We start from the raw sequence: 19,907 nt of genomic DNA, 5'->3' as shown, positions 1-19,907 counted from the left end.
AGGATGTCGAATTACCATAATTGCACCTTACACAGGCACCGACACAATTCTGACTATGCACTACAATTGAATAAAAAAATAGAGCGTCCAATCGAATCCAACCTTTCATTGAAATTCCTCTGAATACTTACAATTGAATTGTTATAAATGCGCCATGCACAGGCACCCACTCATTTCTTTATTTTTACTGGAAGTACAATGTAAAGTTTTGTAAATACCATTATCTTTTCGTAACATTTTTTCATCAAATACTTGGTGCTTGATATTAATAAGTATTGGTTTCGGTCGAAATAAAGATAGTACGAGAGAGAGAAATAGAGAGGATGAATTTTTGTGTTTAGTACTATTCGTAGGAAACTCATTTCAGCGTTTGCTTTAATTTTAATCATTCCATCGGTGAGTATCGGATTTTTATCATATACGAGTGCAAAAAATGCAGTGGAAAGTCAGATCATAGGAGAAGCCACTGATAATATCGGCATCTTAAACACGACGATCGATAATACGCTTGCCCCGAAAATTCATGACATCGAGACGTTGAGCGGGAAAATCACGTCAAGTCAATATGATGGGAATGAAAGCCCGGAGCTGAGGAGCAAGCTGGCTCAATATGCAGATTTGCATCCAGAAATATTGAGTATTTATGTCGGCACGGAGAATGGGCACTTCATTCAAGAACCGATCATTAATGATACATCTACATATGACCCACGGACACGCGATTGGTACAAGCAGTCCATGGAGCATAAAGGCGAAGTTCTTATTTCAAAGCCATACGAGGACGCAGCTGAAGACGCCATGGTTGTCACAATTTCCAAAACGACGAAGGATAATTCCGGTGTCATTAGCGTCGATATTACGTTGGATGTGATTAATCAACTCACGAGTCAAGTGGAAATCGGCGAAAAGGGATACGCACTGTTGATGGATGAAGATATGAATTTCATTTCACATCCGACGAGTGCAGCTGGCACTGTTGCTGAAGAGGCTTTCTATCAGAAGCTTTATGAGAAGGATAATGGCTCGTTCAAGTATGATTATCAAGGCGAAGAAAAGTTCATGACGTTCATTACAAATGAACTATCCGGTTGGAAAATTGGTGGATCGCTGTATGAATCCGAAGTAGGGAATGCTGCAGCTCCGATTCTGAAGACGACGACGATTGTCATTGTCATTGCGCTACTTATTGGAATTCTCATCGTTTATTTCGTCATACAATCCGTTCTTAGACCAATTCAGGATTTGAGGAATAAAGCGATCACAATCAGTCACGGTGATTTAACCGAGGAAATCATTGTCAGTTCGAAAGACGAAATCGGCCAGCTGGGACAAGCATTCCAGGACATGCAGGCAAGCCTGAAGAACTTAATCGGGAATATTGAGAAAAACACGGAATTCGTCGCAGCCTCATCCGAGCAATTGACGGCAAGTGCAGAACAAACGATGTACGCTACAGAACATGTTGCTGCAGCCGTACAGGAAGTGGCGGGCAATGCAGAAAACCAAACGAACAGCATCGAAAAGAACGTCCAACTGATTGAACAAGTGACGGAAAGAATTGCACATATCGCGGAAAGATCGCTTAAAGTGTCGGAGCTCGCTATCCACACAATGACACAAGCCGAAGTCGGCGGACAAGCAGTCACAGATACAGTGAATCAAATGTCGTCAATCCAATCTTCCGTATCTGAATCAAACAGGATGATCAGCACCTTATCGGAAAGGTCGAAAGAAGTGGGTACGATTCTGAACGTCATCACCGGCATTGCGCAACAGACAAATCTGCTCTCCTTAAACGCCGCCATTGAAGCAGCTAGAGCAGGAGAACACGGAAAAGGATTCGCAGTCGTCGCCGATGAAGTGCGGAAGCTTGCAGAACAATCACAGCAGTCCGCTACAGAGATTTTCAACATCATTCAAGGTATCCAGCAGGACACAGAAAGCTCAGTTGAGATTATGGCGAAAGTGACGGAAGACGTCAAAGAAGGAATGGCCATCTCAAACGGAGCGATTGAAAAGTTCCAACAGATCTTAGTGAGCACACAGGAAATCACGCCTCAAATGGATGACATTTCAGAAACGGCGCAAACCGTCCAAACTGCAATCCAAGAAGTGAATGACACGGCAAACGAACTTGAAAACATGGCGAAAAGCAACGCCTCTTCCTCCGAAGAAGTAGCCGCCTCCACCGAAGAGCAGCTCGCTTCCATGGAAGAAATCACCGCCTCCGCCAAAACCCTCTCCGACATGGCAGAGGAACTGCAAGAACTCATCTCGAGCTTTAAACATTAAGGCGATGCCATTAAGGCGGTGCCTGTGCACCACACATTTATGACAATTCAACAATAGGTATATAAATGCAGTCAGAAGCCAACCATCGATTGACATGGTTGGCTTCTTCTTTTATTTTATGCAATTGTAGTGCATAGTCAGAATTGTTTCAGTACCTGTGTAAGGTACAATTATGATAATTCGATTCTTTGGATAAAAATCCATTTCACTCAAATTCGACCCCTAATCTAACTACGTTTACATTTTTCCTTATGCAATTGTAATGCATAGTCTGAATAGTGTCTTACACAGGCACCGTTTTTTGCCAGGGATTTAACAATTACATATCAATGCTGTTACAATGCGTTGAAAATGGGATAAGGGGGTATATAATAGCAGCATATTTAGTTAGAGGTGTTTGTTAATGAAGAAGAAACGGTTAACGTGGGTGGATGTCACAAAAGGTTTTTTGATGATTCTCGTAGTCATCGGGCATTATCCTGGAGAGCTTGATTTTCCGCTCGCGAAATATATTTATTGGTTCCATATGCCTGCATTTTTCATCTTGAGTGGGTTGTTTTTCAAGCCAGTTTTGGAAAAAGGGCTTATGAAACCGACAATTCACAAGCGTTTTATGCAGTTGATTGTCCCCTATCTGTTTTTCCTTGTCAGCATCACGTTGATCCGTTACGGTATGGAAATTGGTTCAGGCAATCGGGAGTTGTCCTGGTACCTCAATGATCTGTGGACGCTAGCCGTCGGCGGGCGATTTATTCGCGGAGCGTACGGGGTCTTCTGGTTTGTGACGACATTGTTTTTCACTTATATATTTTTCTTACTGCTAACGAAATATTTCAATCGGACGAAGCAGTTCATCATTCTCGGCGTTTTCTACACCATTGCCCATCTCGAAAGCATTATCGCAATGCATGTCATCGGCGGCAAACCATCCGAGGCGGCACAATCGATCCCGATGATTTGGAACATCGACGTCGCGCTCATGGCCATCGTCTATTTCGCCATCGGCTATTATTTGAAGGATTTTTGGATGGATATTTCGAAGCGAGGAATGGTCGCGGCATTAGTTGTCAGTGTGACGGCTGTCCTGCTCGACAGTTTCCAAGTCATTGACTACCGTCTTAGCATGAAGTTTTTACGGTACGACCATTTCGTTTTGGATCTGGTCATTCCCCTATCCTTCACGATTCTTTTGGTAGGAGTATTCCAGTTCATCACGGCCCGACTGTCACTCAGCTGGCTGCGGAAAATCGAGCAGCACTCGCTATCCATTATGTACTTGCACATTTTTGCAGACATCATTTTGAATGATTATTTCACGTATGGCCTTATCGGATTCACGGCCATCGGAGTGTTCATTCCCATCGTCGTTTCAATTTTAATCAATAAGTTGCTGCCGCATGGAAAACTTCTGCTTGGCGGATTTTCACCGAAGAAGAAGTCAACACCAATAACGACGTAAAAATAGCTGGACCTCCTAACACGAGGTTCAGCTATTTTTATACATATCGTCATCTCGATCGGAGCCTGTCCACCCAAACTTCATATCCTTTGCCATTCAAATGCAGCCCATCGACCGTGAACTTCTTATCCAACTGCCCGCTATTGTCTGTGAAACTCGGATGCAGGTCGATATACTCAATCCCATTTTCATCCGCAATCCGTCGTAAAATTTCATTGAACTTCTTTACTTTTTCATTCGTTACTTCATTCCCGAAAAGCCCGTTATTCACCGGCAGGATTGATTGAATGAAAAGCCGGGTTTCCTTCCCTTCAAAAGAATCGATAATCTCATTGACACGGCTTTCGAAATCGTTGGCATCCGTTTTATAACGGATATCGTTGACCCCGATCATCAAATAAGCCTCTTTCGGATTCCGGTCCACTACTTCCTGGATCCGTTTCAATACACCTTTCGCCGAATCATTGCGAATTCCACGATTCAACACGACTTCGTTAGGGAAATATTCCTGGAACTCCCCATAGTCGGTAATGCTGTCCCCGATGAACACTTTATCCGCATCACTCGCTGCTGAATATTCAAAGACGCTTTTCTTCGTATAATAATATGCAGAATCCCTTTTAGGAGATGGTGTGGTTTGCATTTTCGTTTTCACGAATTCGATGCCGCCAATCTTGTGAACGACATAGCTTCCCGTTCCGATTAACAGAACGTTTAAAAGTAAAGATACTACCAATAGAACATTTCCTTTTTCCAATCCAGACACTCCTGTTCTTCTACCAATAAATCTTCCTATACCCCGATTTGAACGGAAAATAACCGCATAAGATGAAACCTATTTCATAATCGGTCGTAAGCATATACAATGGTTGTTTATGGGGGGATATAATTATGCCATCTAAAATTACAAATCTAATCTCAGGCATCGGATGTAGTACACCAATTTTCGGCATCGTTTTGCTTGGGTATTTTTTCTATAACCGATCATTCCTGCTTGGCATCGGCGCATTGGTCGTATTTTTCTTGGTAGGCATACTCTTATTTGGCATCGTGCACCAAGTTGAAGATAAACGTAAAAAATCACAGTTAGAATTCCTTCAAACCTTCCAACCTGACCAATTCGATGCTAATAGACATAAATCTTTTACCTCTTACGATTTATTATCTAAAATCGCACTTGATAAACAGCGAGAGAAAATCTATTTATGGATGCCAGAATTGAAAAAGGATGTAAAAGTTACAAAAGCCTATATCAATATGCCTTACGTAATTAAAACCTATAGCTATTCCGATATTTTGGCAGTGAATCTCAAAGAAGACAATTATGAGACTGCATCGGTTCAAAGAGATACGCATTACACCAACTTCCTATTGAATAAATTAAAAGAGGAAGAGGCAGCAACAGGGTCCCCTACCAGTCAACCTGTAGATAAAATCACTTCAATGGATCTTGAAATCATCGTTGACGACAGCACGAACCCGAAACATCTCATTCGTTTTTATCATGCTCCTTACACCCCGTTACGAAAAGACACACTTGAATATGCAGCACACGTAAAAGAGCGCCAAGAATGGTTTACTAGGTTAAAAACCATTATCGAGCAACCGAACGTCGTTGCACAGGAGATTGATAGGCCGATTGAAACGATCGAATCCCCTATTCTTACGGGAACTTTGGAACCGGTTGTAACACAAGAAAACACGCGAATAACGATGGAAGTCGACATGGACCGATACACATTGTCATCACATAATCACTCGGAGGATAATGCGGAGGAGAACTTGAAAATCAACAAAACCGATCCCCAGCATGAACAGAACAACGAAAAACCTACGTCATATTTTGAACAGCTTCTGGAGAAAAACAGAAGACAACTTCGCGGCGACTACACCGACGAAGAGAATTGAACCGAAATTGAGCGGGTGCCTGTGCACGGCACATTTATGACAATTCACCCATGTGAATAAATAACCAGTAAGAAGCCAATCGATTGTTGAATTGATTGGCTTTTTTTATATCCCTTATGCAATTGTAGTTCATAATCTGAATTGTTTGTTGCACAGGCACCGAATAAATTACAAAAGTCTATTTAGTGGTAGTATTTTCATATTTTTATAGGTATAATGAGACGGTAATATTCTTTTTATTTTCACTACTTTGGATTCAGTCAGGGGGAAAAATCTTTGTTAAGGCAAAAGGGAAGCGTTCGGAAGAAAATTATTCTAGGGACATTGATTCCTATTTATCTTCTTACGATGCTGTTCGGCTTTGTATTTTATTACACGTCGATGCGCATTGTGGAAGTGAATGTCATGCCGGAGTTTGAGAAATCGCTGAACTCAACGATGGATGACGTAAAGGAGAAAGTTACGGGGCGGCTCGTCAATCGCGCGTTGAAAGATAAGAATGCACATAACCAGCTTATGCATATCATCAATGGCGTGAAGAAAAAGAACGGCGTTGAGAACATTTCGATACATAGCAAAGTGGACGGCCAGGACATGCTGCTTGCCTTCTCCGATTCCACGGATTATTTAGTAAAGCAGACATTCAATGCTGATCACAACCGGGCACTGGATAAGGCCAAGCCGTTGTTCAGCGGCGTCTATAAAGATGACCACGGGGTTCATAAGTCTCTATATTACCCGATCCCCGAGTCGGATACGGTGCTCGTTGTGAGCCAGGATGCTTCGTCAATCACTGATCTGCAACGGACAATCATCATTGTGAGCATCGCCCTTATTGTCCTCGGCAGCATCCTTGGTGTCGCGATTCCTTCGATTATATCTAGAAAGATTACGAAACCGCTTCAGGAATTGGTCCGTTTCACCGATGTCATTGCGCAAGGCGACTTGACGCAAACGGTCCAATTGAAGAGCCAGGATGAAATCGGCCGGCTTGCACACAGCTTCAATCATATGAAAAATGAACTAAGTGGCATGATCAAGCATGTGAATGCGGCGGCTGACAATGTCGTCAATTCGTCCAGTGAATTGGCATACAGCGCGGAGCAGATGAGTGAAGTCGTGAACCAGTCGACAGTTGCGACGCAGGAAGTATCCACAGCAAGCGAGTCGCTTTCAGTAGCTGCCAATCAAAATCTGACGGCACTCGAGCAGATTACGGCGGGCATCCAAGACATTGCTGACTCCTCTTCGAAAGTGGCGGAAGAGACGTCGGAAGTTTCGGAAGCGGCGGAGCAAGGCAGCCAGCTCATCAACGATTCAATCGAAGGCATTCATACGATCAATCAATCTGTACAAGCATCGATGAAGATTACGGAAACGATGCATATCCGTTCATCTGAAATTGAGAAGATCATCGGTATGATCACCGACATTTCCGGTCAAATCAACCTCCTTGCGTTGAACGCAGCCATCGAAGCGGCTCGTGCGGGTGACGCAGGCAAAGGCTTCAGTGTTGTAGCGAGTGAAGTGCGCAACTTGGCGGAGCAATCTGCCGCTTCGGCGAAGCAGATCCGTGGACTTATCACTGAAATGCAAAACGGTTCCCGTCAATCTGTCGAAGCGATGGCACAAGTCTATTCAGATGTTGAACGCGAAACGGTCATCGTCAACGATGCCGGCAAAACATTCGGCAGCATAATGAAGAAAATCGCGAACATCTCAGATAATGTCCAGTCCGTTTCGGCTACAGTCCAGGAAATTTCCGCAGGCTCCGAACAGATTCTGGCATCGACCCACGATACCGTACAGTCATTGGGTGTATCATCCGACCATACGCAAAACATCGCTGCATCCATGGAAGAACAGCTTGCCTCGATGGAAGAGATGGTCGCAACAACAGATACTTTGCACGACCTCGCGAATGAATTGAAAACGGAAATTAGTAAATTCAAAGTGGATGAAGAAGTGCTAATCGAAGAAACTCAGATTGAAGAGGAACGCGAAATTCTAAGTGAAGAAGAATCGGTAAAGGACGAACAATCTATTTAATAAAGCAACACCGCCTATCAATTGATGAGCGGTGTTTTTTCTTTTGATGTAATGAAACCAACAAGTTCCTCCCGATATACCTCCCTCGCCAGTGATTCGGTTTCCCCCTCCTAAAACACCGCTTCCTCAAATCCTTTCACTAGCAACTCGCCATTTGCAATATGCTCCACAAAATGGCATGCGGCTTTATGGCCGTTGATCATTGACTCATGCGTGCGCAATACCGGCATGTCTACTTTGCATTTTTCCTGCGCGAATGGACAACGAGTATGGAAACGGCACCCTTCCGGCGGATCGATCGGCGAAGGGACGTCTCCCGTCAGGACGATATGCTTTTTCTCATATGTTGGATCCGGGACCGGAATAGCGGATAGCAAGGCTCGCGTGTATGGGTGCTTCGGATTTTCAAATATCGAATACTTATCACCGATTTCGACGATCTTCCCTAAATACATGACAATGACTCTGTCCGAAATATGACGGACGACACCTAAGTCATGTGATATGAATAAATACGTCAATTTGAATTCCCTTTGCAAATCCTTCAATAAGTTCAGCACTTGCGCTTGAATGGAGACATCCAATGCGGATACGGCCTCATCGCATATGATGAGTTTTGGATTGACCGATAATGCCCGGGCAATGCCAATCCGCTGACGCTGCCCCCCAGAAAATTCATGCGGATACCGGTCAGCCTGGTATTCATTCAAACCGACAGTTTCCAGCAACCCGATGATCCGCGCCCTCCGCTGCTTCGCAGGCAGTACTTTTTGGATCGTCATAGCTTCATCTAGAACATCCGAAACAGTTTGACGCGGGTTGATGGATGCGTATGGATCTTGGAAAATGATCTGCAAATCCTTTCGTTGCTTCCTCATCTCCCGTTTCGACAATGATGTCAGTTCAAGCCCATTGAATGTGACGACGCCTTCCGTTGGTTCTTCCAACCGGAGTATGGCGCGGCCCGTGGTGGATTTTCCACAGCCCGACTCCCCGACTATGCTGACCGTCTCACCTTCGTAGATCGTAAAACTGATATCATCAACCGCTTTCACATGGTTGACAGTGCGGCCCATCATTCCACCTTTAATCGGAAAGTATTGTTTCAGCCCCTCGACTTTGAGCAATTCTTTTTTCGCCATAGACGATCACCTCCGCTTCGCCTTCCCATGTTTCTGAATAAATCCAGCATCTCACATCATTTCCTTCATTATCTATCAATAAATCCGGCATGACGTTCCTGCATAGATCGATCGCGGCCGGGCATCTTGGAGCAAATCTACAACCAGTAGGCATCTCTTTCGGATTCGGCACATTTCCACTGATTGACTCCAACCTTTCAAGCTCTACATCGTGCCTTGGCAATGAATTGATCAAACCAATCGTATATGGATGCTTCGGCTTCTGGAACAGCGTCACGACATCCGAATATTCCACAACTTGTCCCGCATACATGACGGCGACATATTCGCATGTTTCCGCGACAACCCCTAGATCATGCGTAATCATGATGACCGACATACCAAGCCGCTTCTGCAAATCGCGGATGAGCATGAGAATCTGTGCCTGGATTGTCACGTCGAGCGCAGTTGTCGGTTCATCGGCTATTAAAATTTCCGGATTACAAGCAAGTGCCATCGCAATCATGACCCGCTGCCGCATGCCTCCTGATAATTCGTATGGATATTGTTTTACTCGTTTTTCCGGCGAAGGAATCCCGACGAGTTTCAGCAGCTCAACTGATTTCAAATGGGCCGCCTTCTTCGACAAATCCTGGTGTTTCATTAGCGACTCGCCGATCTGCTGGCCGACAGTGAAGACTGGGTTCAACGACGTCATCGGCTCCTGAAATATCATCGAAATCGCATTCCCTCGGATATCCCGCATTTGCTTGTCGGAGAAGGAGAGAAGATCCTTCCCTTTAAAATTGACTTCTCCACCGATAATCTTGCCGTTGTTTGCAAGAAGTCTCAATATCGAAAGCGCCGTAATGCTCTTTCCCGACCCCGACTCACCGACAATCCCTAACGTTTTCCCCTGCGGAAGCGTGAAACTGACGCCATCGACCGCCTTTATTTCCCCATCATCCGTATAAAAGGACGTACGGAGATCCCGTACTTCCAATAAATTCATTTCCATTCACCGCACCCCCTATCAGACATGTATCAGTTCAAATCGATCCGTTTATTCAAGACGCGGTACGATATGTCCACGAGCAAATTCACAAATACGAACAGGAATGAAATGACGAGAACAGTCCCTTGTACAATCGGGAAGTCCCGCGTCCGGATTGCGTCGATTGTCAAGCGTCCCATGCCGTTAATTGCAAAAATTGTTTCCGTCAGCACAGCTCCTCCCAGAAATCCTCCGAACTCAAGACCGACAACCGTAATGACGGGAATCAAGGCGTTCTTAAGGGCATGGCGATAAATAACGACGCGCTCGCCCATCCCTTTCGCCCTTGCCGTCCGGATGTAATCTTGCCCGATCACTTCAAGCATCGATGAACGTGTCATGCGCGCAATAATCGCCGCTCCCCCTGTACCAAGCGTGATGACGGGCAGAAGCATTTGCCTCCAATCGTCCCCCCAGCCGGACGCCCGCATTTTCATGAATTCCGGCATCCAGTCCGGACCAATCGCGAACCATTGGATAAGCATGAGACCGAACCAGAAATTCGGCATGGATAAGCCGAAAAGCGCGACAATCATTATTGAAATATCCGACCATGTGTAGTGGCGGACAGCCGAGATGATGCCAGCGATCAGCCCAAGGAACACGGCGAGGAGCGTTGCATAAAAGGATAGCTCCACCGTCGTCCAAAACCGAGCCTTAATTTCATCCGTGACCGCACGCCCGCTGCGCACCGAGTTTCCAAGATCTCCTTTGAGGACATTCTTCATGTAACTGAGATATTGCACGGGTGCAGGTTCATTCAACCCGAGCTTCTCCCGGATCTGTTCCACTGTTTTCGGAGATGCCCCCTCCCCCGCCATGATCTGCGCCGGGTCCCCCGGGATCAAATACATCATTGAAAAAACGAGAATCGTAACGCCAAGCAAAACCGGAACCGTCTGGAGCAGGCGCCTTATAATGAATTTCGACATGAATGTGCCCCCTCCATCATTTATTCATCTTCGGATCAAGCGCATCGCGCAACCCATCCCCAAAGATATTGAATGCCAACACGACGATGACGATCATGATTCCCGGAAATAAAACAAGATGCGGCGCCTCTCTCAAAAAAGTCCGTCCTTCACTGAGCATCGCCCCCCATTCCGGAGTGGGCGGCTTTGCACCAAGCCCGAGAAATGCTAGTCCGCTCGCCGTCAGGACAGCAGTCGCAATACGCAGCGTCAATTGAACAATGATCGGCGACAGGACATTCGGCAAAATATGCTTGAAAATGATTCGTCCGTCGTTCGCCCCCAGCGCTTTAATCGCGTCGATGTATTCCAGCTTCCTTACCGATAATGTAGACCCGCGCACGATTCTTGCGAATGCCGGAACGGAGAAAATCCCGACTGCTATGATGACGTTCTGCAAACTGCCGCCAAGTACCGAAACGATGGCAAGTGCCAGAAGGATGCCTGGAAATGCAAGAAGGATGTCCATGATCCGCATAATGACCGTATCCAGCTTCCCGCCATAATAGCCTGAAATGATGCCGAGAAAAACTCCGATTACTCCGCCGAGTGCAACCGAAAAGAAGCCGACCTTCATCGTAATTCCCATACCATGAATGATCCGCGTAAAAATGTCACGCCCGTAATTGTCCGTGCCGAACCAATGCTCCCCGGAAGGCGGTTTCAATTTATTCGCGATTTGCGTCGTATTTGGATCAAACGATGTCAGGAATGGACCGAATATCCCCGTCAAAATGAAAAATAAGACAAGGGCACCTCCGACAACCGCTGCCTTATTTTTACGGAGCCTGCGCCAAAAAGCTTTGTATGCTTCAACTCTAGGACTCGACCGTTTCTGTCCGATTTGTGCAGCAGGTGTATGTTGAACCATGTTTGAACACCTTCCCCCATTTTGTTTTCTATGAAAAATCAGTATATTGACAGTAGCATATCACGAATACTCGTTTTGAGGAATCCTTTTTATCATTGTTTTCAATTTATTTTAAATAGTATAATTTTAAAATGAGAGGCCGACGAGATAACTGTTTTACATCCATATAATTCGCAAATAGTTAATTTAGTAAAATTCTGCTATTTTTCATTTAAAAATTCAATAATACCAATTATTCTGAAATCATATTGTCTATTCTATTATTGTGTGCTATATTGCATCTGACTATTACAATTCCTAGTTATCTGCCTGAATTGTAATCTGTTAAAAACAAACGGGGGGAACGCACATGAAGAGAAATGGCAATGTTAAATGGCTGTTTGTTCTAGCTTTCGCTTTGTCAATGATTCTTGCTGCATGTTCTGGGGGTGGTTCACCTTCTTCAGAAAGTGGATCGGGGACTGATATTGACGAAGGCAAAGGGAAAGGGATTGAAGGCGGCGACTTGGTGCTCGCAGTTCTATCAGATGCATCTTCATTGGATCCGGCTGGTTCCAACGATGTGCCGTCTTCCGTAATACAGGCGAACATTTATGAAACGCTTGTGAAACGGGATGACGACAATAAAATCATCGAAGGTCTTGCAGAAAAATGGGAAGCCATCGATGATACAACGTATGAATTCACACTCCGTAAAGGCGTTACATTCCATGATGGCGAGCCTTTTAACGCGGAAGTCGTGAAAATGAACCTTGAGCGGGTCCTCGATCCAGAGGTTGCATCACCACGCTATTTCCTATATGAAATGATCACTGACATTACTGTAAAAGACGAGCATACCGTACAAATTAAAACGGAATACCCATTTGCTCCTTTGCTCGCCCACCTTTCACATAACGGTGGCAGCATGGTTAGTCCGAAGTCGATCGAAGAGGATTATTCGGCTATGAAAGCTGGTGAAGCAGCAGGCTCCGTCATTGCGACAAACCCTGTTGGAACAGGCTTTTTTAAATTCGAAAGTTGGACGCCTGGAGCTGAAATCAAACTCTCCAAAAACGAAGACTACTGGGGCGACAAAGCTCATGTAGACACTGTGACGTTCAAAGTTGTTCCTGAAAGTGCGGTCCGGAACGCAGACCTTGAAACAGGCTACGTTCATATCGCGGATCCAGTCCAACCGAATGAAGTTGCAGGCATCAATGACGGCAGCTTCGCGAAAATCAACCAAAAAGCATCGTCCAGCCTTGCATATTTAGGTTTCAATACCGAGAAAGAACCATTCAATGATCCAAAAGTTCGTAGAGCAATATCCATGCTTGTGAATAAAGATGACATTAGCGAAGGCGTGTACGACGGTTTTGGAGTGGCTGCAAAAGGACCACTTGCCCCAGGAATCTTCGGTTATAACGAAGATGCAAAACCGATTGAATACAATGTGGAAGAAGCGAAAAAGCTTCTGAAGGAAGCCGGCTATGAGAACGGCTTCAAATCTTCCATCTGGACGAACGACAACCCACAACGTCAACAAATTGCAGTCCTTTTGCAGGATGAATTGAAGAAAGTCAATGTCGAAGTAAGCATTGAGGTCATGGAGTTCGGCGCGTACCTCGATAAAACGGCAAACGGCGAGCATGACATGTTCATACTTGGCTGGTCCAACCCGACAGGCGACGCCGACTACGGATTATACGCATTGTTCCATTCATCCCAAAAGGGTGACCCAGGAAACCGTTCGTTCTATGAAAATCCGGAAGTCGACAAGCTTCTCGAACAAGGCCGCCGTGAATCCAATCCCGATGAGCGCATTAAAATCTACAACAAAGTACAAGAGCACTTAATCGAAGACGCTCCGATGGCATACTTGATCCATACGGAATACCTTACGGGCGTCAGCAATAAAATCAGAGGCTTCTCCATCGGCACGGACGGCATCTATAAGTTGAAAGACGTTCAGTTCGTAGAAGAGTGATAATGGAAATGAGGATGCTGCCTTTCGGGCAGCATCCTTTTTTGTGTGCCAACTTTGTTGGTGCCTGTGCAAGGTGCATTTATGACAATTCAACAGTAGGTATATAAATGCAACGAGAAGACAACCAGTTATGGACATGGTCGACTTCCTGTTTTTTAATTATACAATTGTAGTGTATTGACTGAATTGTTCCGGTACCTGTGTAAGACACATTTATGACTATTCAACTATAAGAGTAAAAATCCACTATTGGCGCTAACCTTCATTAATATTAGTGGATTTCTATTATTCGTTATGCAATTGTAGTTCATAATCTGAATAGTGTGCTGCACAGGCACCGGTTAAAAGGCACCAAAAAACTCCAGAATAAAAAGCCCTGCAGTGTTTTCTACAGGGCCGTTTGTGTTTCAGTTTTTACTCGCTCCTGGCTTAGGTGCGGGTGCTTCTTCCGCTGCAGCGTAGATGCTGTTCGCTAGCATGCGGTAGTAGTGTTTCGTATGCGCTCGGAATGCGAGATCGTTAGCGAATAGAGTGATGGTTGCATCGTCCAATTGCTGTGTGAAGGCAAGCGTTTTCGCTTTCGCACCTTCATGGCCAGGCCACCAACCCGCGACGTAGAAATCGTCAGTCCCTTTCACTGTCGCCAACACTTCCGCTCCTTCGGGAACTGCGGTAATCCATGAACCTCGCGTCGTATAGAAAAGTTCATCCGGACGATAACCAGCCATTAATGGGTGCTTCACGTTGACCGTCCCTTTGATTAACCCTTCGTGTCCGCCTCTAGTCGTTTTATACTCGAATCCTTCAAACAATCCAGCATCATGGACCGCCTTCAACACGCTGTTGCCAATGCCGACGAATGTTTTGCCGGCAAGCTCCTTCGGCAGATTCGAATCGGAAATAACGACATCAGCCTGTTCCTCGTCCATCAAGTTGAATCCTAATTCCTTCAATGAAAAAATCAATTGGCCGGATCCATTGCTCGCCACTTTCGGCTCGGCAATCCATTTCAAATCAATAGCTTGATAGGCAGGCAATACGTCCGCTTCGAACACGTACTTGTCCTTAAACCAAGCAATGTCTTCCGTTCTAACGACGAAATCGCCCACTTTGAATCCGAATTTATCTTCTTGAACAAGTCCGACATGCTTGCCGTTCTTCAGCAGTTCATTCACCAATCTGATCGTATCGTTATTGACATTTTTCAATACTTGTATCGCTTTTCTTTCATCCAATTCGCTAGCAGGTACCGTCATTTCCGTCACTTGCTCAGTCAACCCTTCTAGCACGTCCTCTTCTCCCATGCGCACATCGACGACATTGAATCCTCTGAGCGCCGGGAAGTTGGCAACGACTGGATCATACATCGCCTTCCAGTCGGAGACGTCATCTCCTTTATAGAGCATCGCGTTTGCCAAGCCACGTTTCGCCTGTTTCATCGGAACGACATAAGCACCTTTCGGGTACGTCGTCGGTCCAATTTTGACAGTTTCAGTCGTCCGCTCGACTTTCACGCCGTTGCGGATCAAATAATCTACCATAATGTATACTTCCGACACGTTTTTCTGATTCCATGAGTCTGTCGGTAGCACATAATAATCCGGGAAGAAGTTTTCATTCTCTCCACGGACACGGCCGATTGATTCCCCCGCCGCATTCGTCAATAGCGGGTCGACTGCGCGATTATCTTCCCCTTTGACGCCCCGGTCGAAGATTTCGACCTGCCGTGCATACAGATCATCTTTATTCTCAAACACGTAATTAATCATCCCGAATCCTGTACCAACCATCGCATCATAGGCATCTTGGCTGAGCGTCGGCACTTCGACAGTATGACCAAGCGTGCCATGCAGCATCGAGAAAATCGGTGTATAGGAAGGGCCCATATCATCCCAGCCGTCTTCATATTCTTCGGACGCCAAGAAATACGACGTCAGCCCAGAGCTGCCGATCCCGGCCTGTCCCATCGCATGCGCCTGCGGAATCATTCCTTCCATTAATAAATCATATTCGAAGTTCGGATTATGCGGCGGTGTCGCCGGCTCGATCAGGAACCCTTTCACATACCCGTGACCTTCCATCATCGCGAGCGGCGTCCACTTGGCAATGACTTGATTCAACTGGATCGTTTCGACTTGTGTCTGATAAGCATTATCCCGGTTCAAGTCAAACCCGTTCACGTTTGCCCGCGTGTTATGGACACGGCCGTCCGGGTTATGTGAGAAGTTGAAAATGAAGATAAGATGGTCGAGCACTTCGTCGACGTTCAACACAACCTCTTCATCTTCCCCGTTTTCATTCGTAGTGGTGAATGAAACTTCCGATTCCAATGCGAATTGCTTTAATAATCCTGTCTGGAAATCAATTCCTTCTACTTCGTCTGGGTGGATATTATTGAACCAGATCGGAATCTGGTAATCACCCATAGTTCCATCTTTCAGCTTCGCTAATAAATCTTCAGGCGTTTCAAGCGCAGCCGGCAAAGTGTTCTCTAAATAGTTGTTCACCGCGCCCTCATTTTTCGCTAGAACGACGAGGTGCAAATCTCTTCCTTCCACGCTCTTCCCTGGACTTTCATAATGCAAATAACGATCATTCAATTCAATAGCCTCTTCGAAAATTTGGTCGATCTCAGGCTTGATTTCATCCCATTCAAGGAATTCGTCATACACATTCAGCTCGACCGTTGTCGCGGCTTTCGCTTCATTCTCCGAATCAACTAACGCAAGCTCATAATCCCCTAGCAATTCCTTGTAGATGACGCGGATTGAGCGCGGCGATAGATCAGCCGTACCGAACGGTAACCCGAATTCAAGCTCCGCTGCGATTTTCGTCGTGCCGTCTACATAATGGGGCTCTTTTTTCACGAGGATGAATGGCTTCCCGGAATAGGATTTCGCTGCCGCATTCCATTGCTTCCATTCATCGAGCGCTTTCCCGCCGAAATACAGTTCTAGTTTCTCCAAATCAACCTGCCCACCAAAGTCCGCTTCAATTGTCACATCCCTGATTTCTGTCAGCGACAATACCGACCGGCTGACATCCAGTTCGACCGTATCGGCAACTTGGATAGTCTCAACCGATTGAACAGCTTGCGCAGATAATGGCACCGCTGTCGCAAACACCATGAACAACGCTAAAAACCCAACTAAAAACCGTTTCAACATCTCATCCCCTCTACGCTTTGTATTGTAGATTAATAGGCTACAATAGTCTGACTATATCAAAGCAACAGACAGTTAGATAGCGATTTACTTCGAAACTTGAAGTAAATCCAAAAATGCGCAGAAGGATTCAGGTCTTGAAACCTAGGGAATCTTCTCAGAGGTGCCTGTGCACGGCACATTTATGACTATTCGCTTATAAGTATATAAATGCAGTAAGAATTCGACTAAATACCGATATGGTAGGCTTCCTGTTTTTCATTATGCAATTGTAGTGTATTATCGGAATTGTGTCGGTGCCTGTGTAAGGTGCATTTATGACTATTCAGGCTTGGGAATATAAATACGCTCAAATGAGTATAGGATGTTGAGATGAAAGTCTTGTAATTTTTTCATTATACAATTGTAGTGCATAATCTGAATTGTTTGGTGCACAGGCACCGAAAAAACACTGAAAATATTATTTTCCTGGGATATGCCCGTTTAAAAATGAGTTTTCCCTGCTTTTCTGCAGTTAAAATTCATTTTTTCGTTTTCTGTTGAATTCGGACAGTTGTCAGTCTACTTGACTAGCGATATGGTTGGAGAAAATGAAAGAGGTGACGTGCAATCGCATCGGTAATTATGAGTGTCGGGTTGCAGGAGGATGGCGTGGTCGAAGTATCTAAAACAATACGCGGAAGGACAACCCGTGCCCGTGAAATGCAACGTTCGCGATTCGGTAAAGACTGGTTGAACGGTTTTGTACCGTTTCAATTATTGGATGAAACATGCGGACTGTCTAAGGCACAAAAAGATTTCATCCAGCAAGTCTGTTTTGAAAGGAAATGGAGCAATCGGACACAAACTAAATTGATGCGAATCGCAAGGACAATCGCGGATTTGGAAGGTTCGGAACGGATTTTTGAGAGTGCATTAGAGGAATCAATCAAATGGAAATCGGCGGCATATAATTCACCTATATTGGTGGGAGAATGACATGGCAAGACGGACACGATATTGGAATCCATATGGCTATTTCCATGTGACGATGCGAGGCAATAATCGGCAAGCAATCTTTCAAACCGATGAAGATAAGTGGAATCTGATGCGGGCCTTTGAATATGCGTACGACAAATATTCATATAACGTGGTTGCCTATTGCATCATGTCCAATCACTATCACTTGCTGATCCAATCCGAGGTGGAATTAAGTAAGATTATGGCTTGTATTAACCGGAGATACAGTGACTATTATGCCAAACGCTATGATCATGTCGGACGTATTTACGAAAAGAGGTATTTTTCAAAACTTGCAAATGGGCCAAGAGCCATACTGGATATTAGCAGTTACATCCATCGGAATCCGATTGAAACGACCGTCCAGAAGGTGAACTCGTTGGAGGATTATCCACATAGCTCGTTCTCCTACTATGCCGATGCTAAAAAAGAACCGCCTCGTTTCTTACATACGGATCTTGTGAGGACATTTCTGCCAAAGCCATTCGACACAACAAATAAAGCATACTATCTATATTGTTTAGCGTACAAGCAGGACCTCGAGACCGTGTACGAGAAGATGCCAGTTGAAAATGTTTCGGTACTTTTTTCGATGTTTGATGTGATAAACTCAGCGGAATAGTTAAAGATATGATTAAGAGAAAGGAATGGTCGCCCGATGAAGCAGCAACTGATGAAAATGTTGGAACAACGCAAAGATGAAATGATTCAGATAAGGCGTCATTTGCATGAAAATCCTGAGCTATCGTTCAAAGAGGAAAAGACTGCCCAGTACATTGCCGATTTTTATAAGGGAAAAGATGTCGAAATTCAAACAAATATCGGCAATGGATACGGCATCATTGTGACGATTAGAGGCGGTAAGCCAGGAAAGACGATTGGGCTCCGTGCGGATTTTGATGCATTGCCTATCCATGAAGAGACGGACGTGCCGTTCAAATCGAAAAACGAGGGAGTTATGCACGCTTGTGGCCATGATGCGCATACTGCCTATTTGCTGGTGCTCGCGGACTGTTTGATTCAACTGAAGGAGGAGCTTACAGGGACGATTAAAATCATTCACCAACATGCGGAGGAAGTTCCTCCGGGCGGAGCGAAGAGCATCGTGGAATCAGGTTTACTCGATGACGTGGATGCCGTTTACGGTATTCATTTATTCCCAACAGATCCTGCAGGAGTTGTCGGGTACCATAGCGGCTATTCCATGGCTGGTCGGACGTACTTCAAACTGAAAATTCAAGGTGTCGGCGGGCACGGATCATCTCCGCACCTAGCTAACGATGCCATTGTCGCAGGAGCCCATTTTGTTACTGCGATCCAAACAGTCGTTAGCCGCCGGTTGAATCCTTTTGACATGGGTGTCATCACGATCGGTTCGTTTGATGGTAAAGGGCAATTCAACGTCATCAAGGACAGCGTCGAATTGGAGGGCGATGTTCGGTATATGACAACCGAAGTCCAAGAGTTGATCAACAAGGAAGTCCACCGAATCACCAAAGGGATTGAAGAGGAATTTGGGGTGAAGTGTGAACTTGAATACGTGCCGGATTATCCGCCGCTATTTAACGACCCGGAAATAACGGCAGAGGTTGTCGCCGCCCTTCAAAGCTCCACGGAGCCGGAAATCAAGTCAGTGAAGGAATTCCCTATGTTCTCCGGTTCGGAAGACTTCGCCTACTATGCAGCGAAGTTCCCGTCCTGCTTCTTCTACATCGGCAGTAAACCGAAGGGCGTTGAAAAAGCGTACTTCAACCATCATCCAAAATGGGACATCGACGAAGACGCATTGCTCGTGGCCGCAAAAGCAGTCGCTGAGGTTGTGTGCAGGGGTTGAGTGGTGCCTGTGCATGGTGCATTTATGACAATTCAATAGTAGGTATATAAATTCATGAGAAAGCTGACCACTAATTGGAATGGCTAGCTTTCTCTTTTGTAATTATACAATTGTAGTGTATTAACTGAATTGTTTCGGTGCCTGTGTAAGAAACATTTATGACTATTCATCCTTATGTGTATTAATGCTATAGGAAGCCAACCAGATGTTGATCTG

General features: G+C 45.2%; 14 protein-coding genes. 8 read left to right on the top strand and 6 right to left on the bottom strand.

From position 1 onward, the window contains the following. The first annotated feature begins 333 nt into the window (after nucleotides 1–333). Complete coding sequence (locus tag M3152_RS03010) at nucleotides 334–2,292, top strand: methyl-accepting chemotaxis protein (RefSeq protein ID WP_251693719.1); 1,959 nt, start codon at nucleotides 334–336, stop codon at nucleotides 2,290–2,292. Nucleotides 2,293–2,695: 403 nt separating this feature from the next. Continuing rightward, on the top strand, nucleotides 2,696–3,751 hold the full coding sequence (locus M3152_RS03005) for an acyltransferase family protein (RefSeq protein ID WP_251693718.1): 1,056 nt from the start codon (nucleotides 2,696–2,698) through the stop codon (nucleotides 3,749–3,751). 49 nt (nucleotides 3,752–3,800) lie between these two features. Here M3152_RS03005 and M3152_RS03000 read toward each other — a convergent pair whose 3' ends face one another. Continuing rightward, entirely contained in the window at nucleotides 3,801–4,517 is a 717-nt protein-coding gene (locus M3152_RS03000; protein WP_251693717.1) for a GDSL-type esterase/lipase family protein, read from the bottom strand. A 125-nt stretch (nucleotides 4,518–4,642) separates the two neighbouring features. Between M3152_RS03000 and M3152_RS02995 the strand changes: the two genes are divergently transcribed. Together M3152_RS02995 and M3152_RS02990 are read left to right on the top strand one after the other, a co-directional pair. Further along, a complete protein-coding gene (locus M3152_RS02995) occupies nucleotides 4,643–5,659 on the top strand; it encodes a hypothetical protein (protein WP_251693716.1) in 1,017 nt (338 codons plus the stop codon). A gap of 276 nt (nucleotides 5,660–5,935) precedes the next feature. Then, on the top strand, nucleotides 5,936–7,708 hold the full coding sequence (locus M3152_RS02990; protein WP_251693715.1) for a methyl-accepting chemotaxis protein: 1,773 nt from the start codon (nucleotides 5,936–5,938) through the stop codon (nucleotides 7,706–7,708). Nucleotides 7,709–7,818: 110 nt separating this feature from the next. On the opposite strand, the gene M3152_RS02985 is transcribed toward M3152_RS02990, so the two are convergent. Genes M3152_RS02985 through nikC form a run of 4 tightly spaced genes read right to left on the bottom strand, consistent with a single transcriptional unit; the run spans nucleotide 7,819 to nucleotide 11,725 of the window. Continuing rightward, nucleotides 7,819–8,850: an ABC transporter ATP-binding protein gene (locus tag M3152_RS02985; RefSeq protein WP_251693714.1), complete on the bottom strand. Its 1,032-nt coding sequence runs from the start codon at nucleotides 8,848–8,850 to the stop codon at nucleotides 7,819–7,821. Next, a complete protein-coding gene (locus tag M3152_RS02980; RefSeq protein ID WP_251693713.1) occupies nucleotides 8,795–9,847 on the bottom strand; it encodes an ABC transporter ATP-binding protein in 1,053 nt (350 codons plus the stop codon). The genes M3152_RS02985 and M3152_RS02980 overlap by 56 nt, the downstream gene beginning before the upstream one ends. Before the next feature lie 26 nt (nucleotides 9,848–9,873). Next, complete coding sequence (locus tag M3152_RS02975; protein ID WP_251693712.1) at nucleotides 9,874–10,815, bottom strand: ABC transporter permease; 942 nt, start codon at nucleotides 10,813–10,815, stop codon at nucleotides 9,874–9,876. Between the two features lie 16 nt (nucleotides 10,816–10,831). After that, nucleotides 10,832–11,725: a nickel transporter permease gene (nikC, locus tag M3152_RS02970; protein WP_251693711.1), complete on the bottom strand. Its 894-nt coding sequence runs from the start codon at nucleotides 11,723–11,725 to the stop codon at nucleotides 10,832–10,834. Nucleotides 11,726–12,074: 349 nt separating this feature from the next. On the opposite strand from nikC, the gene M3152_RS02965 reads away from it, so the two are divergent. Further along, a complete protein-coding gene (locus M3152_RS02965) occupies nucleotides 12,075–13,694 on the top strand; it encodes a glutathione ABC transporter substrate-binding protein (protein WP_251693710.1) in 1,620 nt (539 codons plus the stop codon). A 407-nt stretch (nucleotides 13,695–14,101) separates the two neighbouring features. On the opposite strand, the gene M3152_RS02960 is transcribed toward M3152_RS02965, so the two are convergent. Continuing rightward, a complete protein-coding gene (locus tag M3152_RS02960) occupies nucleotides 14,102–16,858 on the bottom strand; it encodes a M14 family metallopeptidase (protein WP_251693709.1) in 2,757 nt (918 codons plus the stop codon). A 651-nt stretch (nucleotides 16,859–17,509) separates the two neighbouring features. Between M3152_RS02960 and M3152_RS02955 the strand changes: the two genes are divergently transcribed. Genes M3152_RS02955 through M3152_RS02945 form a run of 3 tightly spaced genes read left to right on the top strand, consistent with a single transcriptional unit; the run spans nucleotide 17,510 to nucleotide 19,691 of the window. Continuing rightward, nucleotides 17,510–17,836 (top strand): hypothetical protein, encoded by a 327-nt coding sequence (locus M3152_RS02955; RefSeq protein ID WP_251693708.1) that lies wholly within the window; start codon nucleotides 17,510–17,512, stop codon nucleotides 17,834–17,836. A gap of 1 nt (nucleotide 17,837) precedes the next feature. Continuing rightward, nucleotides 17,838–18,479, top strand: a complete 642-nt coding sequence (locus M3152_RS02950; protein ID WP_251693707.1) for a transposase — start codon at nucleotides 17,838–17,840, stop codon at nucleotides 18,477–18,479. A 36-nt stretch (nucleotides 18,480–18,515) separates the two neighbouring features. Next, a complete protein-coding gene (locus M3152_RS02945) occupies nucleotides 18,516–19,691 on the top strand; it encodes a M20 family metallopeptidase (protein WP_251693706.1) in 1,176 nt (391 codons plus the stop codon). Nucleotides 19,692–19,907 lie beyond the last annotated feature (216 nt).

The organism is Sporosarcina luteola (assembly GCF_023715245.1).
Taxonomy (GTDB): domain Bacteria; phylum Bacillota; class Bacilli; order Bacillales_A; family Planococcaceae; genus Sporosarcina; species Sporosarcina luteola_C.
Note: the sequence above shows the minus strand (reverse complement) of the source record. Positions and strands in the feature narration are given on the sequence as shown.